This is a genomic window from Photobacterium angustum, from assembly GCF_003026365.1.
Taxonomy (GTDB): domain Bacteria; phylum Pseudomonadota; class Gammaproteobacteria; order Enterobacterales; family Vibrionaceae; genus Photobacterium; species Photobacterium angustum.
The window spans coordinates 19678-42665 of the sequence record NZ_PYOM01000017.1; the positions used below are offsets into that span (position 1 = coordinate 19678).

Consider the following 22988-nt stretch of genomic DNA (forward strand, 5'->3'; position numbering starts at 1 on the left):
ATCAATAGAAACGATACGCACAGCTTAGATCAAAAAAGCCCTCAACTTGAGGGCTTTGAATAGATCATCAGAAATAACTATTCCGATGGAACATCTGAAGATTGCTCATTTGGTGAATCAATCTCCATCCGTGTTACTCGCTGTAGACCTCTAGGTAACATCGCTCCTCGACGCCCACGCTCACCACGGAAATTATCGAGATCCGACGGTTTCAATCCTAGTTTACGTTTGCCCGCATAAAGAGTGACATGGGTATCTGCGCTAATTACCGTTAAGTAGGATAAGAATTCTTCACGCGCTTTTGAACGTGCAGATGGAATGTTAATGATCTTGTTACCCTTACCTTTACCCAGTTGCGGTAAATCTTTAATTGGGAACAGTAACATTCGACCTTCATTGGTAATGGCTAATATCTGATCATTCTCAATATCAGCAACAGGCTGCGGTGGCAGCACAGCAGCATTTTCAGGTACCGTTAATAAGGCTTTACCGCTCTTATTTTTCGATACCATATCTGTGCTCTTACAGATAAATCCGTAACCAGCATCCGATGCCATTAACCAAAGTTGATCATCTTCTGCCATTAACACTTGGCGTATATTTGTGCCTGGAGTTAAATTTAAACGCCCAGTGATCGGTTCACCTTGGCTACGCGCAGATGGCAAGCTATGTGATTCTAAGGCATAACTGCGTCCATCAGAGCCTAAGAAAATTGCAGGCAGATTACTCTTACCTCGTGCATGAGCAAGGTAACTGTCACCCGACTTATAATTTAGCGTGCTTGGATCTACCTCATGGCCTTTAGCATGACGGATCCAGCCTTTCTCTGATAGTACAACGGTGATCGCCTCACTTGGGATCAAGTCACGTTCAGTTAATGCTTTCGCTTCTTCACGTTCAACTAATGGCGAACGGCGATCATCACCGTACTTCTCAGCATCAGCGAGAATTTCTTTCTTAATTAAAGTATTTAAACGGCGCTCAGAACCAAGTAACTTTTCTAGCTGCTCACGCTCTTTAGAAAGTTCGTCTTGCTCACCACGGATCTTTATCTCTTCTAGTTTCGCTAACTGACGTAGTTTGATTTCTAAAATCGCATCAGCTTGAATCGCCGATAAATCAAAACGTGACATTAACTCGGCTTTTGGATCATCTTCACTACGGATGATTTCAATCACTTCATCAATATTTAAGTAAGCAGCCAGTAAACCTTCTAATATGTGCAGACGCGCTATCACTTTGTCTAAACGGTATTGCAGACGACGGCGCACTGTCGTACGACGGTACTCTAACCATTCAGCAATGATCTGTACTAAACCTTTGACTTGCGGACGACCATCAAGACCAAGCATGTTCAGATTTGCACGAAAGCTCTTTTCTAAATCAGTTGAAGCAAACAGGTGATTCATCAGCTGCTCGCAGTCAATACGATTAGAGCGTGGCACAATCACAATACGAGTTGGGTTTTCGTGATCGGATTCATCACGAAGATCTTCCACCATTGGCAATTTTTTCGCACGCATTTGGCTTGCGATTTGCTCAAGTAATTTCGCACCGGATGTTTGGTGTGGCAATGCGGTAATAACAATATCACCGTTCTCTTTATGCCAAACCGCACGCATCTTAATGCTACCACGACCGCTCTTGTAGACTTTCTTTAAGTCTGCTTTTGAAGTAATGATTTCCGCTTCTGTTGGGTAATCAGGGCCTTGAACAAACTCCATTAACGCATCAAGATCCGCTTTTGGGTTTTCAATCATGTGTACTGCAGCATTGGCAACTTCACGCGCATTGTGCGGTGGAATATCCGTTGCCATACCAACAGCAATACCCGTCACGCCATTAAGCAAAATATGCGGCAAACGTGCAGGTAACATCTTAGGCTCTTGCATTGTACCGTCAAAGTTCGGTACCCAGTCTGCAGTGCCTTGGCCTAACTCAGACAGCAATACTTCAGAAAAACGTGATAAACGTGATTCGGTATAACGCATCGCAGCAAATGATTTAGGATCATCCGGAGCACCCCAGTTACCTTGACCATCAACCAATGGATAGCGGTAAGAGAACGGCTGCGCCATTAGTACCATGGCCTCGTAACAAGCTGAATCACCGTGTGGGTGGTATTTGCCTAATACATCACCCACTGTACGAGCTGATTTTTTATATTTTGCTGTCGCACTTAAACCTAGCTCAGACATCGCATAAACAATACGTCGCTGTACCGGTTTTAAACCATCACCGATAAACGGTAAAGCACGATCCATGATTACATACATGGAATAATTTAAATAAGCGTCTTCAGTAAACTTCCTAAGGGGAAGCTGTTCAACGCCATCCATTGAGACATCAGTCATCGTTAGATAATCCGTCTTTAATTTTGCTTATCTGTCAGTTATCACTAACAGATGAAATAGAGTAAAAGGCTGATCACACTTCAGCCATATCGCCTTTGCTTTGCAACCAGTGACGACGATCTTCAGCACGCTTCTTACCAAGTAGCATGTCCATCATTTCGTTGGTTTCACTGTCGTCATCAATCGTTAACTGCACTAAACGGCGAGTATTCGGATCCATAGTCGTTTCACGCAGCTGTAGTGGGTTCATCTCACCTAGACCTTTGAATCGCTGCACGTTAACTTTGCCACGTTTGCCTTTAAGGCGATCAAGAATGCCATTTTTCTCAGCTTCATCAAGGGCGTAGTACACTTCTTTACCCAAATCGATACGGTACAGTGGTGGCATCGCAATAAACACATGTCCAGCACGTACTAAGGTTTCAAAGTGCTTCATAAATAACGCACACAACAAGGTAGCAATGTGAAGACCGTCGGAGTCCGCATCCGCAAGAACGCAGATCTTACCGTAACGTAGCCCACTTAAATCATCACTATCTGGATCAATACCGAGTGCGACTGAAATATCATGTACTTCTTGAGAGGCAAGGACTTGATCGGCAGACACTTCCCACGTATTTAAGATCTTACCGCGAAGTGGCATGATCGCTTGGAACATACGATCACGAGCTTGTTTCGCCGAGCCGCCCGCCGAGTCCCCCTCGACAAGGAATAATTCAGTGCGATTAAGATCTTGTTGTGAACAGTCCGCTAACTTACCAGGCAGTGCTGGGCCTGATGCAATTTTCTTACGCACCACTTTTTTACTTGCACGCATACGACGGTGCGCATTTGCAATACAGACTTCTGCTAGTTGCTCTGCCAGTTGTGGACGTTCATTAAGCCATAAGCTAAAGGCATCTTTTACCACACCAGAAACAAACGCCGCACATTGACGTGACGATAAACGCTCTTTGGTTTGACCTGCAAATTGTGGATCTTGGATTTTTACCGACAGGACATACGCACAACGCTCCCAAATATCATCGGCCGTTAACTTTACACCACGAGGCAATAAATTACGGAACTCACAGAATTCACGCATCGCATCTAATAAGCCTTGGCGTAAACCATTAACGTGAGTACCCCCTTGCGCTGTGGGGATCAAGTTAACATAACTTTCAGTGATCAATTCACCGCCTTCAGGTAGCCATAACAGCGCCCAATCAGCAGCTTCTGTTTGCGAGCTGAACACGCCAGTAAATGGTTCTTCTGGCAGTAATGTATACCCTTTTACACCTTCAGCAAGATAGTCTTTTAAGCCATCTTCATAGCACCAACGAATCGTTTCATCGGTGATTTTATTGGTGAATACAATTTCTAGACCAGGGCATAACACTGCTTTAGCTTTCAAATTACTCTTTAGACGAGAAACTGAGAACTTGGCACTGTCAAAATATTTTGGATCAGGCCAAAAATGAACACGTGTGCCTTTCGCGCGGCGGCCACAAGTGCCTATCACTTCAAGATCTGAAACCTTATCACCATTTTCAAACGCAATTTGATACACTTGGCCATCACGTTTTACCGTGACTTCAACACGCTTAGAAAGGGCGTTTACAACCGAGATACCTACCCCGTGTAAACCACCTGAAAATTGGTAGTTTTTACCAGAAAACTTACCACCTGCGTGAAGCTTACATAAAATAAGTTCAACCCCTGAGACACCTTCTTCAGGGTGAATATCAACAGGCATACCACGACCATCATCAACCACCTCTAATGATTGATCGGCATGAAGGATCACTTCAACTTTACGGGCATGTCCAGCCAATGCTTCATCGACACTGTTATCGATAACTTCTTGACCTAAGTGGTTAGGTCGAGCCGTGTCGGTATACATACCGGGACGGCGGCGTACTGGCTCAAGGCCATTAAGAACCTCTATGGCTCCAGCGTTATAGCTTTGATCTGTCATATCACGGAAATTTACGGGAAAGTTTTGAAAATAATAGTCAGTAACCCAGCGCTATATGTCAAGTTCTGGGACACATGAAGGCTCATGACTGTGAGTAATGATGTTATTTACAAGAACATCAGATAGAACATGTCATAGAAATATAAGTAATATCAGAAAACATATCGCGATACAGAGTCACTCGCGAATGCTAAACATGGCAGCATTCTACCAGTTATAATTCTAAGAATTGGATAATTGACGCAGGAAATCGTTCAAAATTGACAAAACTATGATCCCCATTAGGTTCAACGGTCAATTTTGATTCAGCATATTTCATCATTGATTGGCGATAATCTAATACTTCATCACCTTCTTGCAATAGTACCCAAAAGCGTTGTGGAGCATGTATTGTCGCCACATCTAGTTGCTGTAATTGCGCCATATGCTGGGGAACAAGTACATAATTTTCGCCACTATATGGATTCTGCTGTGGTCCTAAGTAATCAACTAACAACTCATAGGGTTTTACTGCTGGATTAATTAATACCGCTGGTAAAGCAAACCGTTCACTTAACCAAGTACATAAAAACCCACCTAATGAACTCCCTACTAAACCTATCTTGTACTCGTCTTTAAAGCGAAGGATCAACTGTTCAAGATAAACCTGCGCCTCTTCAGGGTAGCTCGGTAGTTGAGGCATCACAACCTTAATATCAGGTCGATGGTCTGCACAATACTGCGCCATTTGTTGCGCTTTTAGTGATTGCGGCGAGCTATTAAAGCCGTGTAAATAAATAAGTAGTGATGCCATTAGTACCCTGCTGAATCAAAAGTTGGTTGGAATACATCACCTTCAAGGCGTTCAACTTGAGTAATAATATCTCCTGTCGCGGTTAATTCTAAATAGCGCCAACCAGGGGTTACTTGATCTAATGCAAAATCATCAGAATCGGGAAGAAATTGAATACACGTCGAAGGTGTCGCTAGCACTCTGACACCACGATGAATACGATCCAATTCTTGATGAATATGACCGCATAAAATAGCTTTAACTTGAGGATGTTTATCAATGACCTGCCACAGTGCATCACTATTGTGTAACTGATGCTGATCAAGCCATGCGCTCCCCGCGGGTAACGGATGGTGATGGAGTAACACCAAAGCATGTCGCTCAGGGTATAGCGATAAAGCATGATCAAGTAATGCTAATTGATGATGAGATAATTCGCCATGTGGAACACCAGCTACTTGGCTATCAAGTAGTACAACTTGCCAATGTTCACCGACCAATATTTGTTCACTATCTTTAATTTGTTCTGAAGGTAATATTGATGCCATTGTTGGTTGGTAATCGTGATTACCCGGTAACCAAAAACACGGTTGTTCCCAACGAGCAATGCCCTCAGCAAAACGTTGGTAGGAATCAGGAGTGTGATCTTGGGAAATATCTCCCGTTGCAACAATTGCATCAAATTTACGCGCAGAAGCATCTACCGCATTAAGTACGGCATGAAAGCTCTGTTGAGTTGCCACACCAAGCAAAGCGCCTGATTCATTGGCAAACAAATGAGTGTCTGTAATTTGAAGAAGAACCACACTATCAGGGTTCGTCTGTGGCAGCGAATAAGTCTGCAAAACGTCAAAAACCTTGTCTTTTAATCAATCAAAAACAATTAACAAACAGATTGGTTACTGATCCCACGGCGTAAACAATGGTTTAACCAATCGCCTAAAAAACGATTTACTTGATGTTTCTCATCTTTCTGATGCATACGCAAGTTAGGATAATCATATATTGGCTTTAAACGAGAAATCTGTTGAGCGGAACACACTTCTGCGACTCTAGCATCATGATAAAGCCTTACTGTTAACACTGGCGATAAATAATCGACAACATCTTGATCACTCTTTAATCCTAGAGAAATCATCGTAGTATAGCGTGTGGATTCTATGATTTTTAAGCGATATATATCATCACACACTCGATAAAACCTTTCATCACCTACTTCGTCACTGCGAGGTAATAACGGGAGCAACTTAGCATAATTGGTTTCGTACAAGCGCATAAGGCTTGATAAATCGACTGAGTATCGAGAGTTCAATGATAAAATCCTTTAAATAGTGATAACCTTTTATTGACCTATTGTCGTAGCTGTAAATAATGAAGCTGTAACCATTGTAAGGCAATAATCGAGGCTGCATTTTCAATTTTACCAGATTCTACCCACTGATAGGCTTGTGTTCTTGAAACAACATGAACACGAATATCTTCACTTTCTTCAGCTAAACCATGAATACCACTCGCTGTTGTGCTATCAACAGTACCAACGAATATATCCAGCATTTCAGAGCAACCACCTGAGCTTGATAAATAACGCGTCACTTTTTGAAGTTCAGTGACAGTTAGCCCCGCCTCTTCAACTGCTTCTCGCTTAACGACATCTTCTGCAGATTCATCTTGGTGATCAATCATGCCTGCGACAATTTCTAACTGCCAAGGCTCACATCCAGCAGCCATCGCACCGACACGAAATTGTTCAATTAAAACGACCTTATCAGTAATAGGATCATAAGGTAATAAAGCAGCGGCATGCCCACGTTCAAACATTTCTCGGTTGACCGTATCACTCCATCCACCAGCAAATAGTTTATGACGAAAACGGTATTTCACCATTTTAAAAAAGCCATTGTAGACAGTATCTTTCGCCTCAACTTTTACATCATCCACACCAAACTGCAGTGGACTTGTCTTATTTGGGCTCATCATTATTCCCTTATATAAATAAAGTGCACTAGATCGCAATAATTAACAGATAACCATAACAAACATAGAAGGTTGCTTATCTTTTCATTCAATCAGATTATCAGCAATGATTTACTTCAACAAAATTAATAAAGATTACATTTTTTTTTAAACCAAATTGATAAAAGTTTAAATTTCAACCACCATAAGTAAAAAATAAACCATCATATTTACGTAAATTTTTGCAATGATCAGTTTCAAGCAAGGCATGTTGAGGTAAACTACAGTTTGTAATTATATTTTTAGCTCCCATTTTGTCAGCAAGACCAGGAAAGGCATCCATGAAAAAATTGCTTCCAATCGTTATCAGCCTTGCATTTGGCTCACTTAGTCAATCAGCTCTTGCTGATGATCTCGCTCAAATTTATCAGCAAGCAAAACAAAATGATCCACAACTTCTAAAAGCCGCAGCAGATAAAGATGCAGCATTTGAAGCAATTAACTCTTCTCGTAGTGTATTACTGCCGCAGATTAACTTAAGCGCGGGCTACAATAGCTACCATTTAGATGCCAAAGACAACAATAGAGATGGATTTGGTGGCGGTCTTCAACTTGACCAAGAGATTTATAATCGCTCAAGCTGGATTGGTTTAGATGTATCTGAAAAAAAAGCCCGTCAAAGTGATGCTACATACTCAGCAGAGCAACAAGGCTTAATTCTTCGTGTCGCACAGGCTTACTTTAATATTTTAAAAGCCAAAGACGATCTAAGTTTTGGTGAGGCCGAGAAGAAAGCTGTAGGCCGACAACTAGAACAGATGAAACAGCGCTTTGAAGTGGGTCTATCTGCCATTACGGATGTCCATGACGCCCAAGCACAATATGATCAAGTTGCGGCTGATGTGATTCTAAAAGAAAATGCAGTCGCAAATAGCTATGAAGAACTGCGTGAAATTACAGGCCGTGAGTACACCTCTCTGGATGCCTTGAATACCAAGACTTTCTCTGTGACTCCATTACAAAAATCACCTGATACGTTTGTAAAAACAGCTGAGACTGACAATCTAACATTATTGGCGTCAAGAATTGGTCAAGATATCGCAAGAGACAATATTTCACTTGCAGAATCTGGCCATCTACCAACCTTGTCGTTCACTTCTGGTTATAAATACGATAGATCAGGGCCAGGCACTACAGAGCCAGATCAAGGTTCTTTAACTGCTGGAATTCAGTTAAACCTTCCAGTTTACTCTGGTGGTAATATCAGCTCTCAAGTAAAACAAGCGCAATACGCGTATGTCGCTTCAAGTGAAGAGCTTGAAGGCCAATACCGTACGGTAGTAAAAGATGTACGTAACTATTACAACAACATTCATGCTGCAGCGGGTTCAATAAAAGCATACAAACAGCTCGTTATTTCAGCTAAATCAGCTTTAGAAGCAACAGAAGCGGGCTTTGATGTGGGTACGCGTACTATTGTTGATGTTCTTGACTCAACAAAGAGTCTCTATTCAGCAAACAGCCTATTAGCTAATGCTCGTTATGATTACATTCTTGCACAACTACAGCTAAAACAAGCGGTAGGTACCCTAAGTGAGCAAGATATTGTTGATATAAATAAAGGCTTAATTAAGCAATAAGCTTAATCATCAAAAATAAAAAAGCGCCTTTAGGCGCTTTTTTATTATCTGCAATTTTTGTCGCTATAACTGATTAGCCACGACCACCACGGATCGCTTCAATAATTTTGGATGTAGAGCAGCCGTCTTCAAAGTTAAGTACCAGTACTTGACCACCAGCCGCTACAACTTCTTTACCACCTGCAATTTCTTCAGGTTTATAATCACCGCCTTTCACCAAAATGCTCGGAAGCACTTCACTGATCAAACGTTGTGGTGTTTCCTCGGTAAACGGTACCACCCAATCAACCGCACCAAGACCTGCCAATACCGCCATACGACGATCTTCTGGGTTGACTGGACGACCTGGACCTTTTAAGTCTTTCACTGAGCTATCAGAGTTCACCGCAACAATTAAACGATCGCCTAATTTTGCCGCTTCAGTTAAATAAGCAACATGACCGGCATGTAAAATATCAAAACAACCATTTGTCATAACTACCGTCTCACCACGCGCGCGTGCTGACTTTACGGCTTGAATTAATTGAGGTTCGGAAATCACACCAAAACCACTGTCTTGACTACCATGAATGGCATCTGTTAATTCAATCGTAGATAAGGTTGATGTACCCAGTTTCGCGACAACGACACCTGCCGCAGCATTGGCTAATTTACAAGCATCTGATAACGATTTACCTGCAGATAATGAAGCGGCTAGCACTGAGATCACCGTATCACCAGCACCTGTTACGTCATACACTTCTTGCGCTTGCGTTGGCATATGTAAAGGCTCACTGCCTTTTTCAAGTAACGTCATGCCATGCTCAGAGCGAGTGACTAACAAGGCTTCAAAATCAAACTTTTCAATAAGGGCTAAACCTTTCTCAACTAAGTCTTCATCTGACGTGACTTTACCGACTACCGCTTCAAACTCAGATAAGTTTGGTGTAAGTAGTGTGGCGCCACGGTAACGTTCAAAATCCGAACCTTTTGGATCAATTAACACAGGTACATTTGCTTCGCGCGCTAATTGGATCATACCTTGAACGTGCTCTAATACACCTTTCGCATAATCAGATAAAATGACGGCTTTCACATCAGTTAAGGATTGCTTCATACGCGCAATGATCGGTGCGGGATCAACGTTATGAAAACCTTCTTCAAAGTCTAAACGGATCAACTGTTGCCCACGACTCATTACACGAAGTTTAGTAATTGTCGGATAGCTAGGCAGTGAAACAAAATCACAATAAACGTTCAGTGAAGATAACTTTTCAGTCAGCGCTTTCGCTTGCTCGTCAATGCCCGTTAAACCAATCAATTTTGCATGCCCGCCTAATGCTGCAATATTCATTGCAACGTTAGCGGCACCGCCCGGGCGCTCTTCAATCTGATCAACCTTAACAACAGGTACTGGCGCTTCTGGTGAAATTCGCCCTGTAGGACCTGTCCAATAACGGTCTAGCATGACATCACCAACAATCAATACACCTGCTTGGTTATAATCAGGAAGGGTCAGTTTCATTTTTTTCTCCGGGAATATGAAAACGCTCAAATACTAGCATAAACTAAAATCAAGATGCATCAGGACAATGTTATTCCATTAGTTATCATCACTATTGATTGGCTCTAAAATTTGCTGCCAGATCGCTTCAACATTTTCTCGTTGCTCAACAAATTGTTTATCAGATACATACGCATTTGATCCTAATAAATTAAGCTTATGGGTTTCATTACGCATTTCACAGTAAGCATGCTGGAGTAATTTTGCATTCTCAGCTGAAATGATGCCTTCTTGTGTCATTGATGAAAATATACGGATATTATCAGACCAACGCGTCACAATAGGTTGCTCTGCAGCATTCGCTAACACAAGAAATTGGGCTAGAAATTCAATATCGGTGATACCCCCTTTATCTTGTTTTAAACCAAACATTCCTGCTTTTTTCTTACCTAAATGATCTCGCATTTTATGGCGCATCTCGACAACAGCTTTGACTAATTCATTTCGTTTGCGAGGAATTGATAATATCTGCTGGCGAACATCGGCAAAAGCATGCTGCAATTGTTGGTCACCATAAATCATGCGAGCACGAACAAGCGCCTGATGCTCCCATGTCCACGCCTCTTGCTGTTGATAATCAGCAAACGCGGTGACGGTACTGACCAATAACCCTGAAGCACCAGATGGACGTAACCGCATATCAACCTCATATAACACGCCTGATGCGGTTCGAGTTGAAAATAGGTGAATTATCCGTTGCGCTAGACGTAAATAAAATTGACGGCCATCTATTTCTTTAACGCCGTTGGTATAAACATTATCAGGGCAATCATGCATAAAGACCAAATCAAGATCAGAGCCATAACCAAGCTCCCAACCACCAACTTTGCCATAGCCCACAACACCAAACCCTTTACCCTGTCGTTCAACTAAATGGCTCGGCTCACCATATTTCTGAGCAATTTGTAACCATGCTTGGTTCACTACAGCAGCAACAATCGCTTCAGCCAAATAAGTTAAGTGATCACTGACCTTCATCACAGGTAAAATGCCAGCAATGTCAGCCGCTGCAATTTTCAGCAACTGCACTTGTTTAAACTGTCGAATCGCCTCCATCTGCTGCTCCATATCTTCTTCTGGAATACGAGCAAGATATTCACGCAATTCATCTTTATAACTGGTGAGCTCTGTCGGCTTATAAAGGTGCTGTGGATCGAGTAATTCATCTAATAAAAGTGGATATAGCGCCAGTTGATCGGCAACCATAGGGCTTGCAGCACAAAGTCGAATCAATTGCTGTAAAGCGGCTGGGTGTTCGACCAATAGCTCAAGATAAGTGGTACGTGTTGCGATCCGAATGATCAGTTTGGTTAAACGCGGTAACAGTTGAGTCGCATCATCTCGCATCACAACTTGCGATAACACTTCGGGCATTAGGCGAGCTAACACTTCGCGCCCACGGGGGCCCAATGTACGTTTAGACAACTCAGCTTTAAAACCAATTAAGTGCTCTGCTAACTCAATTGATGCTGGCTCATTTAATTCTGCAAGGATCGCGAGTAGAACTTCGTAATTGAGTACCATTGCCCACATTTCATGGTATTGGGCATCGACACTTGTTTGATCATCTTGCTCTTCCACACCGATGATATCTTCAAAAATCAAGTGAATAGCAGACATATGTGATTCAACATCTTGCAATAAAGCAGCCCAATCAGCATACCCCATTGCACATGCTAAACGTGCTTGATCAAGTGCTTTATCAGGTAATGTTTGCGTTTGTTTATCGTCGATTGCTTGAAGTAAATTCTCTAAACGACGCAAGAAACAATAGCCATCTTGTAACACAGCCACATCTTGTGATGGCAATAAGCCTAATTCATTCATCGCAGATAAGGTGGGTAGTAATCCTCGTCCTCGCAGACTCGGCTCACGTCCACCACGGATCAACTGAAACGACTGGGCAATAAATTCAACCTCTCGGATCCCACCAGCGCCTAATTTAATATTATTGCTAAGTCCTCGACGTCTTACTTCACTACTGATCATCGCTTTCATGCGACGCAAAGCTTGTACAGCACTGAAGTCGATATAACGACGAAAAACAAAAGGGCGTAGCATTTGACGTAATTCTTGATACTGGCTAAAGCTTTCTTTTCCCATAACACGCGCTTTGATCATCGCATAACGTTCCCAATCACGTCCTTGCTCTTGGTAATAATCTTCAAGTGCAGCATAGCTCATCACTAATGGGCCACTATCCCCAAAAGGACGTAAACGCATATCAACGCGATAACAAAATCCATCATAAGTTTGTTGATCTAACGCTTTAATCAACTTCTGTCCTAATCGGGTAAAGAACTGCGCATTGGCAAGACTTCGACGCCCACCTTGCGTTTCACCATTTTCTGGATAGGTAAAAATAAGATCGATATCGGAAGAAAAGTTTAGCTCTCCCCCCCCCAGTTTACCCATTCCTAACACCAGCATAGGTTGAGCTTCACCGCTTGCGTTCATCGGTGTGCCCCAATCAGCACAACATTGTCGATATAACCAATGGTACGCTTCCATGATCAACGCTTCAGCAAGCTGTGATAATGCCTCTAAACTCTGCTCTAACGGGACAACATTAGTAAAGTCATGCCAAGCAATAAGACACATTTGTCGACGACGAAATTGCCTTAACACATGCATTAATTGGTTTTCATCTTTTACATCATTTAACAGCTCAGATAAGCACAGGCGGTAATCAATCGATTCAACATGCTGACGATGATGCAGTAGCCAAGTTAGCCATTCAGGATCTTGCACTAATGACGAAAAAATAAAATCACTTAAGCCTAAAACTGAACGCAGTTCTTCTCTATCTTGTCCTTGCCATTGCGCTAACGCTTCAGGGTGATGTTCGGCAAGTTTATCAATAGCAAGATCAGCGGCATCAGCCAGAGAAGTAAAACGAGAAATATTAGGAAAAAAAGCGCTCTTTTCTACAGTCATGTGCTTTCCTTGAACAAGTAATCTGACAGAATTGTTTCTACATTAGCATAGAAAAACGCCCATCAAATGATGGGCGTTATAATTTTATACATTACAGGTTATCTATTACACGAGGCGATAAATTACACCTGAAATGCCTTAATTTTTGTTTCTAAATCATTAGCATGTTGGTGCATGGTATCGGACGTTTCAGCAAGCTCAGTCACCACTGTCACCGACGCTTCTACCAACTCTCGCACATTGGTTAAATTCTGGTTCATCTCATCAGCAACCGTTGTTTGCTGCTCTGCTGCGGTAGCTATATGGAAATTCATATCATTAATAAGCTTTACTTGTGCGACAATTTTTTCTAGTTCATCTCCAGCACTGGTTACCAAGTCGACCCCTTCTGCCGCTTCTTCAACACTTTGCTCCATCAACCCCACGGCTTGCTGAGCACTTTGTTGCAATTGACTGATCATCTCTTGAATTTCAACCGTTGCGGTTTGTGTCCGTTGTGCCAAATTACGTACTTCATCAGCAACAACAGCAAAACCGCGTCCTGCCTCTCCTGCTCGTGCAGCTTCAATCGCAGCGTTCAATGCCAGTAAATTGGTTTGCTCTGAGATACTTTGGATTGTCACTATCACTGTACTGATCTTTTCAACACGCGCCTCAACCTGATTAACCGCATCAGCAGATTGACGAATATCGCCAGAAAGCTGATTAATTGTGTTCATTGTTTTACCTACAAATTCTTGCCCTTGCGCAGCTTGCTCTGATGTTCCAACTGTGGCATCAGAAGCTTGCCTTGCGTGTTCAGCAACGGTTTGTACCGTAGAGGTCATTTCTGACATCGCAGAAGCTAATTGATCAATCTCAGCAAATTCTTCTTGTGCCGATGCTTTCGTCTCTACCATACTAATTGACATAATATCGGAAAGACTCGAAAGCTCGCTCGCCGCTGCACGTTGAGCTTGCAATACTTCCTGTAACTGAAAGCGTGCTGTTTCTAATTCACGGGCTAAATCACCAAATTCATCACGGCAATCCATCTCAATCGGCTCAATTAAATTACGTTGTGCCAAATTTTTAATACTTTGTTTTAAGTAACTAATTTGGCGTAGCATTACCCTTGAACCTCCTAATAGCAGCACCATAAAAGCAAGGATCATAACCCCAGTTTGCCATGCAATTTGCCATAAATATTGATAGTAATAATTTTTAGCAACTTGAGTTGACTGAGAGCCTACGACCACTAAATCACGCTGGGGAAGTAACTCTGCATATTCATAACGCCCTTGCTCTAACGTTAATGGAGAGGACATCGTTAATTGAGAAAGTAAAGCAGATAAGGGTTGATTTTCTGATGTCGTTGCATTGAGTTGAGCCAGTTGCGTTACTGATGGGTGCCCAGCGACCTTGCCACTTTTACGATCAATAATATAAACATACGCATCTTGAGCTGAAGCTTGATTAAGAAAGGTCTTTGTTATATCGGCGTCGGCTTGATCCATATTTTTCAACAAATTAGCATATGAAACCGCTTGTTCTTTAGCGCGATCTTTTTGGATTTCTGAGACAGCAGAATAAAATGTTTGAGCATCCCATAACTGCTTTCCAAGTAGCAGTACCGTACTAAACACCATTAATAGGATCAGTTTGGGCACAAGACGGATATTTGTTAGTCCTTTTTCCCATGATGAAAAATGCATCGTTGCCATTTGGAGCCTCCCTATTGCCCTTCAATTTTCAAGTCAAATAAATGAAGATGAAGCACAATAACTATCAATAAATTTTGCTATCTTCTTTCTTAATAGCAATATATCGACAATAACCACAAAGACCTTAGTGATGAAAGTAATTGATGACGTAAAGTATGAGCTACATCCCATGAGTTTGATGGCATTAGTTCTCTCTATTACCTCGCTTATCATTGTGACCAGCACACTTTTTCTCAATAAACACAGTCCAACGTTTCGTATTTTTATTGCCATCGACACTTTTATCTGCTTGATTTTCTGGTGCCAACTGCTGATAGATTTATTTAGAAGTAAAAGTAAAGCTGCCTACCTAAAGCACCACTGGCCTGATTTTATCGCCAGTATTCCCGCTATCGAACCGTTACGTTTTATGCGTATTTTACAGGTTCTGCGTGTTATTCGCTTATTACGTTCGAGTAAAAACATTTACTTTCAGCTACAAAACAATCGCCGAGAAACCACTTTGGCTTCGATCTTCTTATTATTAACGGTTCTTATCACTATTGGCGCAAGTTCTATCTTGTTTGTAGAAGGCAATGTCCCAGAAGCTAATATTCATACTGCAGGGGATGCACTATGGTGGGTATTTGTCACTATCTCGACCGTGGGTTATGGCGATTATTATCCGGTTACAACATTAGGTAGGATCATTGCTATTGGTATCATCATTTGTGGCGTAGGTTTATTTGGTATGGTGGCAGGCTTGATAAGCTCAATAATTTCAGATCCACAACATGAAAAAGACTTACTCGAAAAAGCACATCGAAAAGAATGGCGAGAAATGCTAGCCAATCAACAAGTATTACTGGCTAAGTTAGATCGCTTGGAAACGAAACTTGATCAACTATCACAAGATAAAAGCACCAATACACCAAGCCAGCATTAAGAAAACAAAAATATATAGCTATAAAAAAGCCTTGCTTGAGCAAGGCTTTTGTTTTCTCTCTAGCACTTAAGGCCAATATGGCGCGAGTTCAATACTCATTTTTCGTGTTTGATCCATTGCATGGATCAATGATTCATTTTGACGCTGCAACCATTTCTCAATTTGCACAAAGTCATCACCTTCAAATAACGGCAATAACTGACGTATAGGCTCTAAGGCATAAAGGTCGTCAATACCTTGTAATAAATCAAACCATGGCATACGGAAAGCTTGACGTAATTCAGGATCGTAAAGCTCAGCAAAAGATAAGCCACACATCAAATTTCGTTGCAAACGTGGTTTCTGATCAATGTAATCAGAACGTGTTAATTGGCGTTCAGCAGGAAAGGCATCCAGTAACTCACGCCATGAACGAGATAAGATATTATCGGCAAAAGGTTTAATCGCACCAGCAAGTTTTGCGCGTGATTTATCATCTAAAAACGGCTGCCAACCACGGCTTAATATCCAACGACTTAAATCAAGCAATAAACCGCAATAACGCGCCGAATTCATCAATCGCAGCATATCTTCGCTATCGGGGAGCTGTGCATAGCGTGCATCTAACTGCTGTTGCAGCAATTTTCGGCCATTTAACTTACGCAATACATAAGATTTATCATCCGTTAGCGCTTGAATACTATTGGCATCTTCTAACCACGCTAACTCACCTTCTAACCATTGTAATTCTTGGCGCAACAAAGCACTGGCACGACGCGGAATAATGCCGCCGAAAGTTGCAAAGGTTTGGCGCAATAAGCTTAATGATTGGGAGATTTGAACTAACGCTTGCTGATCTTGTGATTCAGTATAAATTTGTTCGTGGTATAACCAATGCTCTAATGCATGCTCTAACGTTTTAATGAATGTCGATTCAACCGTATCTTGCTCAGTCGTTGCCACCAGCGTTAAAGGCTTTGGTGTATCACCTTGATAATCTGCTGCTAAGCGGTAGCCACGAGCCGCTTTACTCAAATTACCTAATCGCATACCACCATCCGCGCAAAGTTCACGGGCGAGCGTAAATAAAGCGTCGGTTTGACCCGATTTAAGCTCTAACTCAACTTCACAAATTGGCGATGATTTACCATTGGTATGGACCTCACCATGATCATAAGCCAATTCAATTTGGCTTCCATCAGGCATAGCGACTAACCATTGCTGACGGGTGAAATCGGTTGAGAATAAAGGTTTAATTTGCTGTTGAGCAAGATCAACATCAAAACCTTCTGGCCACGCATCCGCTGGATGTAAAGCCAAAGTGGGCGTATCACCATCAATTTCTACATTATACTCAGGACGTTGGTGTAAACCTGCAACGACCCGACCTGCAGTTTTTAATGTCTGTACATAAACATCGTCAAAACGACGTATCCGAAGGCCAATATCATGCTGACGCAATAATTGGTCTGGCGTATCGAAGTAAATATTGCCTAATTCTCGACTGCTCTGCTGCAGAATTTTCGCTTCAGTTATTTTGTTCAATAATTGACTAGAAAATTCTGGTGAGACGATAAACTTCAGTTCTATCTCGGTTTCCATAGTTATACCTATAAACAGTGGCAATCCAAGGATATTTGCTTCTGCGCTTGAGGGCAAGTCAGAAATATCGATAAAACCTTGATCAAAATTAGTTCCACTATACTCACATATACGTTAACATGCGCGCTTCAATGACCATCGCTCAAGAATTAGCCTTTTTCGGGCACTCTCTAGGTTGATCGGCTATGCCAGTAAATACAATTATGGGGCTCTTTGCAAAATCCCCAATCAAACCACTGCAACGTCACGTTATTCGCGTAACTGAATGTTGTAACTTGCTTATCCCATTCTTTGAAGCATGTAATGCTGGAGATTGGGAGAAGGCGGCAGTTTTACGCGAACAGATCTCGCAACTTGAAAAAGATGCGGATGTGCTTAAGCGTGAGATCCGTCTGAAGCTTCCTCGTGGTCTTTTCATGCCAGTAGATCGTACTGACATGCTAGGACTGTTAACCCAGCAGGATAAACTCGCTAACCTCTCTAAAGATATCGCTGGTCGTGTCTTAGGTCGTAAGCTACAAATCCCTGCGATCATGTACCCAGACTTTGTCGCTTACGTTCAACGTTGTTTAGACGCTGCTGATCAAGCACGCCGTGTAATTAACGAATTGGATGAGCTTCTTGAGACTGGTTTCAAAGGCAGAGAAGTGACACTTGTTGCCGAAATGATTAATCAGCTAGATGTTATCGAAGATGATACTGATTCTATGCAGATTGTCTTACGTCAACAATTAATGTCCATCGAAGACCAACACAGCCCGGTGGATGTCATGTTCCTGTATAAGATTCTCGAGTGGGTAGGCGCGATTGCTGATCAAGCACAGCGTGTAGGCTCGCGTTTAGAGATTATGCTTTCGCGTTCTTAATAACGAGAATTAACAAAACAAGGTTTTACAATGGAAATCCTGGCTAACTACGGCACTCTAATTATTGGAGTGGCAGCTATTTTTGGTCTTTTAATGGCGATTGGTATTGGTGCAAATGATGTTGCCAATGCCATGGGTACTTCAGTAGGTTCAAAAGCACTGACTGTGAAGCAAGCAATCATCATTGCGATGATTTTTGAGTTCGCTGGTGCTTATCTTGCTGGTGGTGAAGTAACAGATACAATCCGTAAAGGTGTTATCGATACCTCACTCTACGCAGCCCAACCTGAAGTACTGGTATACGGCATGATGTCAGCGCTACTTGCAGCTGGTACATGGCTACTGCTCGCTTCTTATATGGGCTGGCCAGTATCAACAACTCACTCAATCATCGGTGCAATTATCGGTTTTGCGTGTGTGTCTGTTGGTACTAATGCAGTGGATTGGCATTCAATCCAAGGTATTGTTGGTAGCTGGTTAATTACCCCTCTTATTGCAGGTATTTTTGCTTACCTAATATTTATCAGCGCCCAAAAATTAATTTTTGACACTGATACTCCACTGATAAATGCAAAGCGCTTTGTTCCTGTCTACATGTTTATTACTGCGATGGTCATTGCACTAGTAACAATTAAGAAAGGTCTAAAGCACGTTGGTTTGCATTTAACAAACAGTGAAGCTTGGGTTGCATCACTTGTAGTATCACTACTTGTGATGGTAGCAGGTTACTTCTACATTCAACGTAAATACACTGACGACGGCTCTTCTGTTGATAGCAATGGTTATGCCGGTGTTGAAAGTGTATTTAGCGTACTAATGGTAGTAACCGCTTGTGCAATGGCATTTGCTCACGGCTCAAATGACGTAGCTAATGCGATTGGTCCTCTGTCTGCTGTAGTTTCTACGGTTGAACATGCAGGTCAAATTGCAGAGAAAAGTGAAATTGCATGGTGGATCCTTCCACTAGGTGGTATCGGTATTGTTATCGGCCTTGCGACTCTAGGTCATAAAGTAATGGCTACCGTAGGCACAGGTATCACAGAACTAACCCCAAGCCGTGGTTTTGCTGCACAGCTAGCAACAGCATCGACTGTTGTGCTGGCATCAGGTACAGGTTTACCTATCTCAACTACACAAACACTTGTAGGTGCAGTTTTAGGTGTGGGTTTTGCTCGTGGTATTGCGGCATTAAATCTTGGTGTTGTTCGTAACATCGTTGCATCATGGGTTGTAACTCTGCCAGCAGGTGCACTACTTGCTGTCATTTTCTTCTACATTATGCAAGCCATATTTGGTTAAATAGTGGCACAGGTTCAAAAGAGGGAGGCTTAGCCTCCCTCTTTTCTTGCACCTTCCTCCCAAAATTCTTACTATCAACGACCTTAAAAAAATTAAGACTCCCCAAGGATCAGATTGTGAAGTACCTCATTAGTCTTTGTTTACTTATTTGTGCTGCTGTTGCGCCAGTAGCAAATGCAGAACAGGTTCGTTATATCTCAGACAACCTATTTACTTACATGCATTCAGGCCCCGGCACACAATACCGTATTATCGGTAGCGTTGATGCGGGTACGAAAGTAACTCTACTTAGCTCAAATAAAGCCGCAGGCTTTACTCAAATTACGGATGATCGTGGCCGTAGTGGTTGGGTTGATTCAAAATTTGTTTCAACTGAAATTGGCCTAAAAGAGCGTGTTCCTGCGCTACAAACTGAATTAACAGAAGTTAAGGCTAAACTTGCTGAAGCGCTAACTTCAAGCGATAGTCAAAACGCAGGGCTTAAAAACACATTAGCTCAACGTAATACACAGATTAATGATCTAGAAACTCGCAATAATAAGCTGCAAAGCGAGTTATCGTCATCTCAAGATCAAATCCGTGAACTTCGCGCAAAAATTGATACTCAAAAAGACGACCTCTTAATGAAGTGGTTCACTTATGGTGGTCTTGTTGCTGGTGCAGGATTATTATTTGGTCTTGTGCTGCCTCACCTTATCCCACGCCGTCGTAAACGTAATAACGGTTGGGCTTAATGCTCAAAGAGGCAGAGGTCTCAATATCTGGATCAAAAAAGGCAGCTAAGCTGCCTTTTTTATTATCTATTGTCAGCGCGTATTACCACTCTGACAATGCTGGCATACTGATTTCATAACCATCAAACTTTAATACCACATCTCGTGACTCGATACGGGCTAATTTGACGCCAGGCGCAATACTATCACCTTCGTGCAATTCTTTACCATTCACCTTAACCCATCGCTTAGCAGGGGTTGACGAATATATGTGCTGCTCAAAGTTCATTTTAGGTAATTGGTTTTGAATCGATGCTGGTAGTAAGCCTATAGGGATCACTTTACTTTGTGATTGTTTAGGCGCTTTAACTACAGGTTGATCATCGACTTCACTCTCACTGCGATCGAGTTCATTGTCTTGATAACTTTCGCCATCTGTTGCCACAATCGCGGATTTAAGCTGAGCGGCTAACTTAGGTGATAAGGCAGAAAGATCTAAATTATCTAGTTGATAGGGATCTTGATCTTTAGATTGCTTTGCTGATGCTTTGGTTACCGGAGCATAATTATCTGTAGAAACGTCGGCTGAATAAGGTTTAGTTGGCGTTGAAACTTCATAATCTTGATAAGCAGGCACGGCTGAATACAAGCTATCACCAACAGGAAGAGGCTCTGTCACTAATTGAGGATAATCCAGAAAAACGACGTCTTTATTTGGTGATAATACAGTAGCCTGACGGCCCTCTGCTGGCGCTTGTAATACTCGCTGATCATATGTTGCTGTCGAGGGTTGCGATTGAAGTGCTTGCTTTAACGGTGCACTCAGCGCTGTTGTTTGAACCTGCTCATATTTAGCTTGCTGATAAACCTTATATCCAACAATAGAAGCCGCAGGAAGTAATGCAATAACAAGTGGCCATGCCCATGATGTCGACATTTTCTGAGCTTTAACACTTCGCATTGGATGTACAACTTTAACGGTTCCTTGACCCGCTTCTCGTTCAGACTGATCCGTATTTTTATTATCTGATTGTTTTAAACTATCTAGCAATTGAGACATTAGCTGTGCTCCGGCTGTAACGTTGGTCCAGGTAGGTTCATCGCAGAATCCAGCACCATAAGTGTCATAGGCCCTGCTATCCCATCAGCCGCTAAATCTTGTGAACGTTGGAAACGACGCAATTTATCTAATATTGATTGATCAAAATAACCTTTTCTTGGCGATTCCTCACCAAGAAAATCATTCAATTGTTGGTCAAGCCATGCAACGCGTGGACCATTCTGTCCAAAACGAATACTGGTTTTATCACCTAATGGTGGGCGCCACAATAAACTAAATTGTCCATCCCAACGTGATTCAAACCATTTTGGTGTCACCGAAATTCGCTCTTTTCCCAGAAGTAATTCAATACGATCATCGGTAATCGCATATAACACCGCGTAGAAAGGCTTCTGCGCGCCATCTTTTAAAGTTACGATCACGGGACGGTTAATTAAGCCTAATTTTGCTAATGTCGCTTTACCACTAAAGCATGCCAAGCTGATCCGCGAACTGGTAGCACATGTTGCTTGATTTAATGCGGTATCAAAGCCCCATAAACGATATAACGTTTGCATCGAAGTTCGCTCTTTACGACTCGCATCAATCAGTTTCACTAACCTTCCTTGGGTATTTTCTGGGTGATTTAACGCTGTTGTTATTTCCTGATTTTTTAACTCACTCAATGTTTCAACAGCTGACAAATTTGCAGCAGCGTATAACGAATGGTTCGGTGCTATCGGTGGCACAGCGGGTGCAACAGGTAATGGCCAATAATGCCAGACACCCACCACTAATGTTGAACATAATGCCATAGCAACTCCCCACGGGAGCCATGATGCCGCAGTTTTACCCCCTTGCGAGTGCACTTTTGACTGAACAGGAACTTGCCAACTTAAAATATCTTCACACGCTTGCACCGCCATAGCTTTAGTCACTTGATGCGTGCCGGCTTGACAAGCCAATTGCATCGACTTATCGCACACAAGGTTAATTAAGCGCGGAATACCTTGAGTTGCTTTTGCAATATGCTTGATACTACTTGCATCAAACACAGGATATAAACAATCGACAGCAGTTAAACGGTAGTGAATATACTCGCTCACTTCTGTTTCGGTTAAAGGTAGTAGGTGATAACGAGAAGTTATACGTTGAGCAAGCTGACGTAAACGCTCTTGTTGCAATAATTGCTGTAATTCAGGCTGACCAATTAACACAACCTTAAGCAGTTTTCTGCTGTCCGTTTCTAAGTTGGTCAATAAGCGTAATTGTTCTAATACATCAGGCATAAGGTGCTGTGCTTCATCCACCAGCAGCAATGTTTGTCGACCTTCAGCATGATTAGCAATCAAGTGGCGATAAATGATATCAGTTAACTGTTTAAAGCTTGCGTCAGATTGATAATGTAAGCCTAACTCATCACAAATTGCAGCTAATAAATCATGAGCTGATAACGCTGGGTTTAAAATAACAGCAACTTGTGTTTGGTGTGACAATCGGGAAATCATCGCACGTAGTACGGTTGTTTTACCGGTACCAACTTCTCCCGTTAATAAACCAAAGCCACCACCATCGGTTAATCCTGACAACATATGTGTCAATGCTTCTCGATGTCGTTCACTGAGATATAAAAAGCGTGCGCTAGGGACGATAGAAAAAGGCGCTTCAGTGATCCCGAAAAAGTCCTGATACATAAAAATACTCTG

18 protein-coding genes are annotated in these 22988 nt (G+C 42.1%); 5 read left to right on the forward strand and 13 right to left on the reverse strand.

From position 1 onward, the window contains the following. Nucleotides 1-77: 77 nt before the first annotated feature. From parC to CTN01_RS22820, 7 genes are all read right to left on the reverse strand, one after another. Nucleotides 78-2354 carry a DNA topoisomerase IV subunit A gene (parC, locus tag CTN01_RS16725; protein ID WP_045148682.1) on the reverse strand — a complete coding sequence of 759 codons (2277 nt, stop codon included), beginning with the start codon at nt 2352-2354 and terminating at the stop codon, nt 78-80. A 73-nt stretch (nt 2355-2427) separates the two neighbouring features. Beyond that, nucleotides 2428-4311, reverse strand: a complete 1884-nt coding sequence (parE, locus tag CTN01_RS16730; RefSeq protein ID WP_045148684.1) for a DNA topoisomerase IV subunit B — start codon at nt 4309-4311, stop codon at nt 2428-2430. 214 nt (nt 4312-4525) lie between these two features. Continuing rightward, the gene (gene yqiA, locus CTN01_RS16735; RefSeq protein WP_045083501.1) at nt 4526-5104 is read right to left on the reverse strand and encodes an esterase YqiA; all 579 of its coding nucleotides are present in this window, start codon (nt 5102-5104) and stop codon (nt 4526-4528) included. Continuing rightward, nucleotides 5104-5928: a 3',5'-cyclic-AMP phosphodiesterase gene (gene cpdA, locus CTN01_RS16740; protein ID WP_045148686.1), complete on the reverse strand. Its 825-nt coding sequence runs from the start codon at nt 5926-5928 to the stop codon at nt 5104-5106. Before cpdA ends, yqiA begins: the two co-directional genes overlap by 1 nt. A gap of 38 nt (nt 5929-5966) precedes the next feature. Continuing rightward, nucleotides 5967-6395 carry a DUF1249 family protein gene (locus tag CTN01_RS16745; RefSeq protein ID WP_080896193.1) on the reverse strand — a complete coding sequence of 143 codons (429 nt, stop codon included), beginning with the start codon at nt 6393-6395 and terminating at the stop codon, nt 5967-5969. A gap of 38 nt (nt 6396-6433) precedes the next feature. Beyond that, nucleotides 6434-7057, reverse strand: a complete 624-nt coding sequence (nudF, locus tag CTN01_RS16750) for an ADP-ribose diphosphatase (protein WP_045148688.1) — start codon at nt 7055-7057, stop codon at nt 6434-6436. Nucleotides 7058-7232: 175 nt separating this feature from the next. Continuing rightward, complete coding sequence (locus CTN01_RS22820) at nt 7233-7379, reverse strand: hypothetical protein (RefSeq protein WP_005369808.1); 147 nt, start codon at nt 7377-7379, stop codon at nt 7233-7235. Here CTN01_RS22820 and tolC point away from each other — a divergent pair. After that, complete coding sequence (gene tolC / locus CTN01_RS16755) at nt 7378-8676, forward strand: outer membrane channel protein TolC (protein ID WP_045148690.1); 1299 nt, start codon at nt 7378-7380, stop codon at nt 8674-8676. The two genes, CTN01_RS22820 and tolC, sit on opposite strands and share 2 nt — an antisense overlap. Nucleotides 8677-8749: 73 nt before the next feature. On the opposite strand, the gene hldE is transcribed toward tolC, so the two are convergent. The 3 genes from hldE to CTN01_RS16770 form a co-directional block, all read right to left on the reverse strand. Next, nucleotides 8750-10180 (reverse strand): bifunctional D-glycero-beta-D-manno-heptose-7-phosphate kinase/D-glycero-beta-D-manno-heptose 1-phosphate adenylyltransferase HldE, encoded by a 1431-nt coding sequence (gene hldE / locus CTN01_RS16760; RefSeq protein ID WP_045148692.1) that lies wholly within the window; start codon nt 10178-10180, stop codon nt 8750-8752. A gap of 78 nt (nt 10181-10258) precedes the next feature. Continuing rightward, complete coding sequence (gene glnE, locus CTN01_RS16765; protein WP_107188514.1) at nt 10259-13156, reverse strand: bifunctional [glutamate--ammonia ligase]-adenylyl-L-tyrosine phosphorylase/[glutamate--ammonia-ligase] adenylyltransferase; 2898 nt, start codon at nt 13154-13156, stop codon at nt 10259-10261. Nucleotides 13157-13278: 122 nt separating this feature from the next. Beyond that, complete coding sequence (locus CTN01_RS16770) at nt 13279-14859, reverse strand: methyl-accepting chemotaxis protein (RefSeq protein WP_045148694.1); 1581 nt, start codon at nt 14857-14859, stop codon at nt 13279-13281. Nucleotides 14860-14989: 130 nt separating this feature from the next. On the opposite strand from CTN01_RS16770, the gene CTN01_RS16775 reads away from it, so the two are divergent. Then, the gene (locus CTN01_RS16775) at nt 14990-15784 is read left to right on the forward strand and encodes an ion transporter (RefSeq protein WP_045083506.1); all 795 of its coding nucleotides are present in this window, start codon (nt 14990-14992) and stop codon (nt 15782-15784) included. A gap of 66 nt (nt 15785-15850) precedes the next feature. On the opposite strand, the gene CTN01_RS16780 is transcribed toward CTN01_RS16775, so the two are convergent. After that, the gene (locus CTN01_RS16780; RefSeq protein ID WP_045148695.1) at nt 15851-17365 is read right to left on the reverse strand and encodes a CYTH and CHAD domain-containing protein; all 1515 of its coding nucleotides are present in this window, start codon (nt 17363-17365) and stop codon (nt 15851-15853) included. A 185-nt stretch (nt 17366-17550) separates the two neighbouring features. Here CTN01_RS16780 and CTN01_RS16785 point away from each other — a divergent pair, with 185 nt between their 5' ends. The 3 genes from CTN01_RS16785 (at nt 17551) to CTN01_RS16795 (ending at nt 20264) form a co-directional block, all read left to right on the forward strand. After that, a complete protein-coding gene (locus CTN01_RS16785; protein ID WP_005369822.1) occupies nt 17551-18231 on the forward strand; it encodes a TIGR00153 family protein in 681 nt (226 codons plus the stop codon). A 30-nt stretch (nt 18232-18261) separates the two neighbouring features. After that, nucleotides 18262-19530: an inorganic phosphate transporter gene (locus CTN01_RS16790; protein WP_005369823.1), complete on the forward strand. Its 1269-nt coding sequence runs from the start codon at nt 18262-18264 to the stop codon at nt 19528-19530. 116 nt (nt 19531-19646) lie between these two features. Beyond that, nucleotides 19647-20264: a TIGR04211 family SH3 domain-containing protein gene (locus CTN01_RS16795; protein ID WP_045083510.1), complete on the forward strand. Its 618-nt coding sequence runs from the start codon at nt 19647-19649 to the stop codon at nt 20262-20264. Between the two features lie 82 nt (nt 20265-20346). On the opposite strand, the gene CTN01_RS16800 is transcribed toward CTN01_RS16795, so the two are convergent. Both CTN01_RS16800 and CTN01_RS16805 read right to left on the reverse strand, forming a co-directional pair. After that, nucleotides 20347-21303: a general secretion pathway protein GspB gene (locus CTN01_RS16800; RefSeq protein WP_045148696.1), complete on the reverse strand. Its 957-nt coding sequence runs from the start codon at nt 21301-21303 to the stop codon at nt 20347-20349. Next, entirely contained in the window at nt 21303-22976 is a 1674-nt protein-coding gene (locus CTN01_RS16805) for an AAA family ATPase (RefSeq protein WP_045148698.1), read from the reverse strand. Before CTN01_RS16805 ends, CTN01_RS16800 begins: the two co-directional genes overlap by 1 nt. Between the last annotated feature and the right edge of the window lie 12 nt (nt 22977-22988).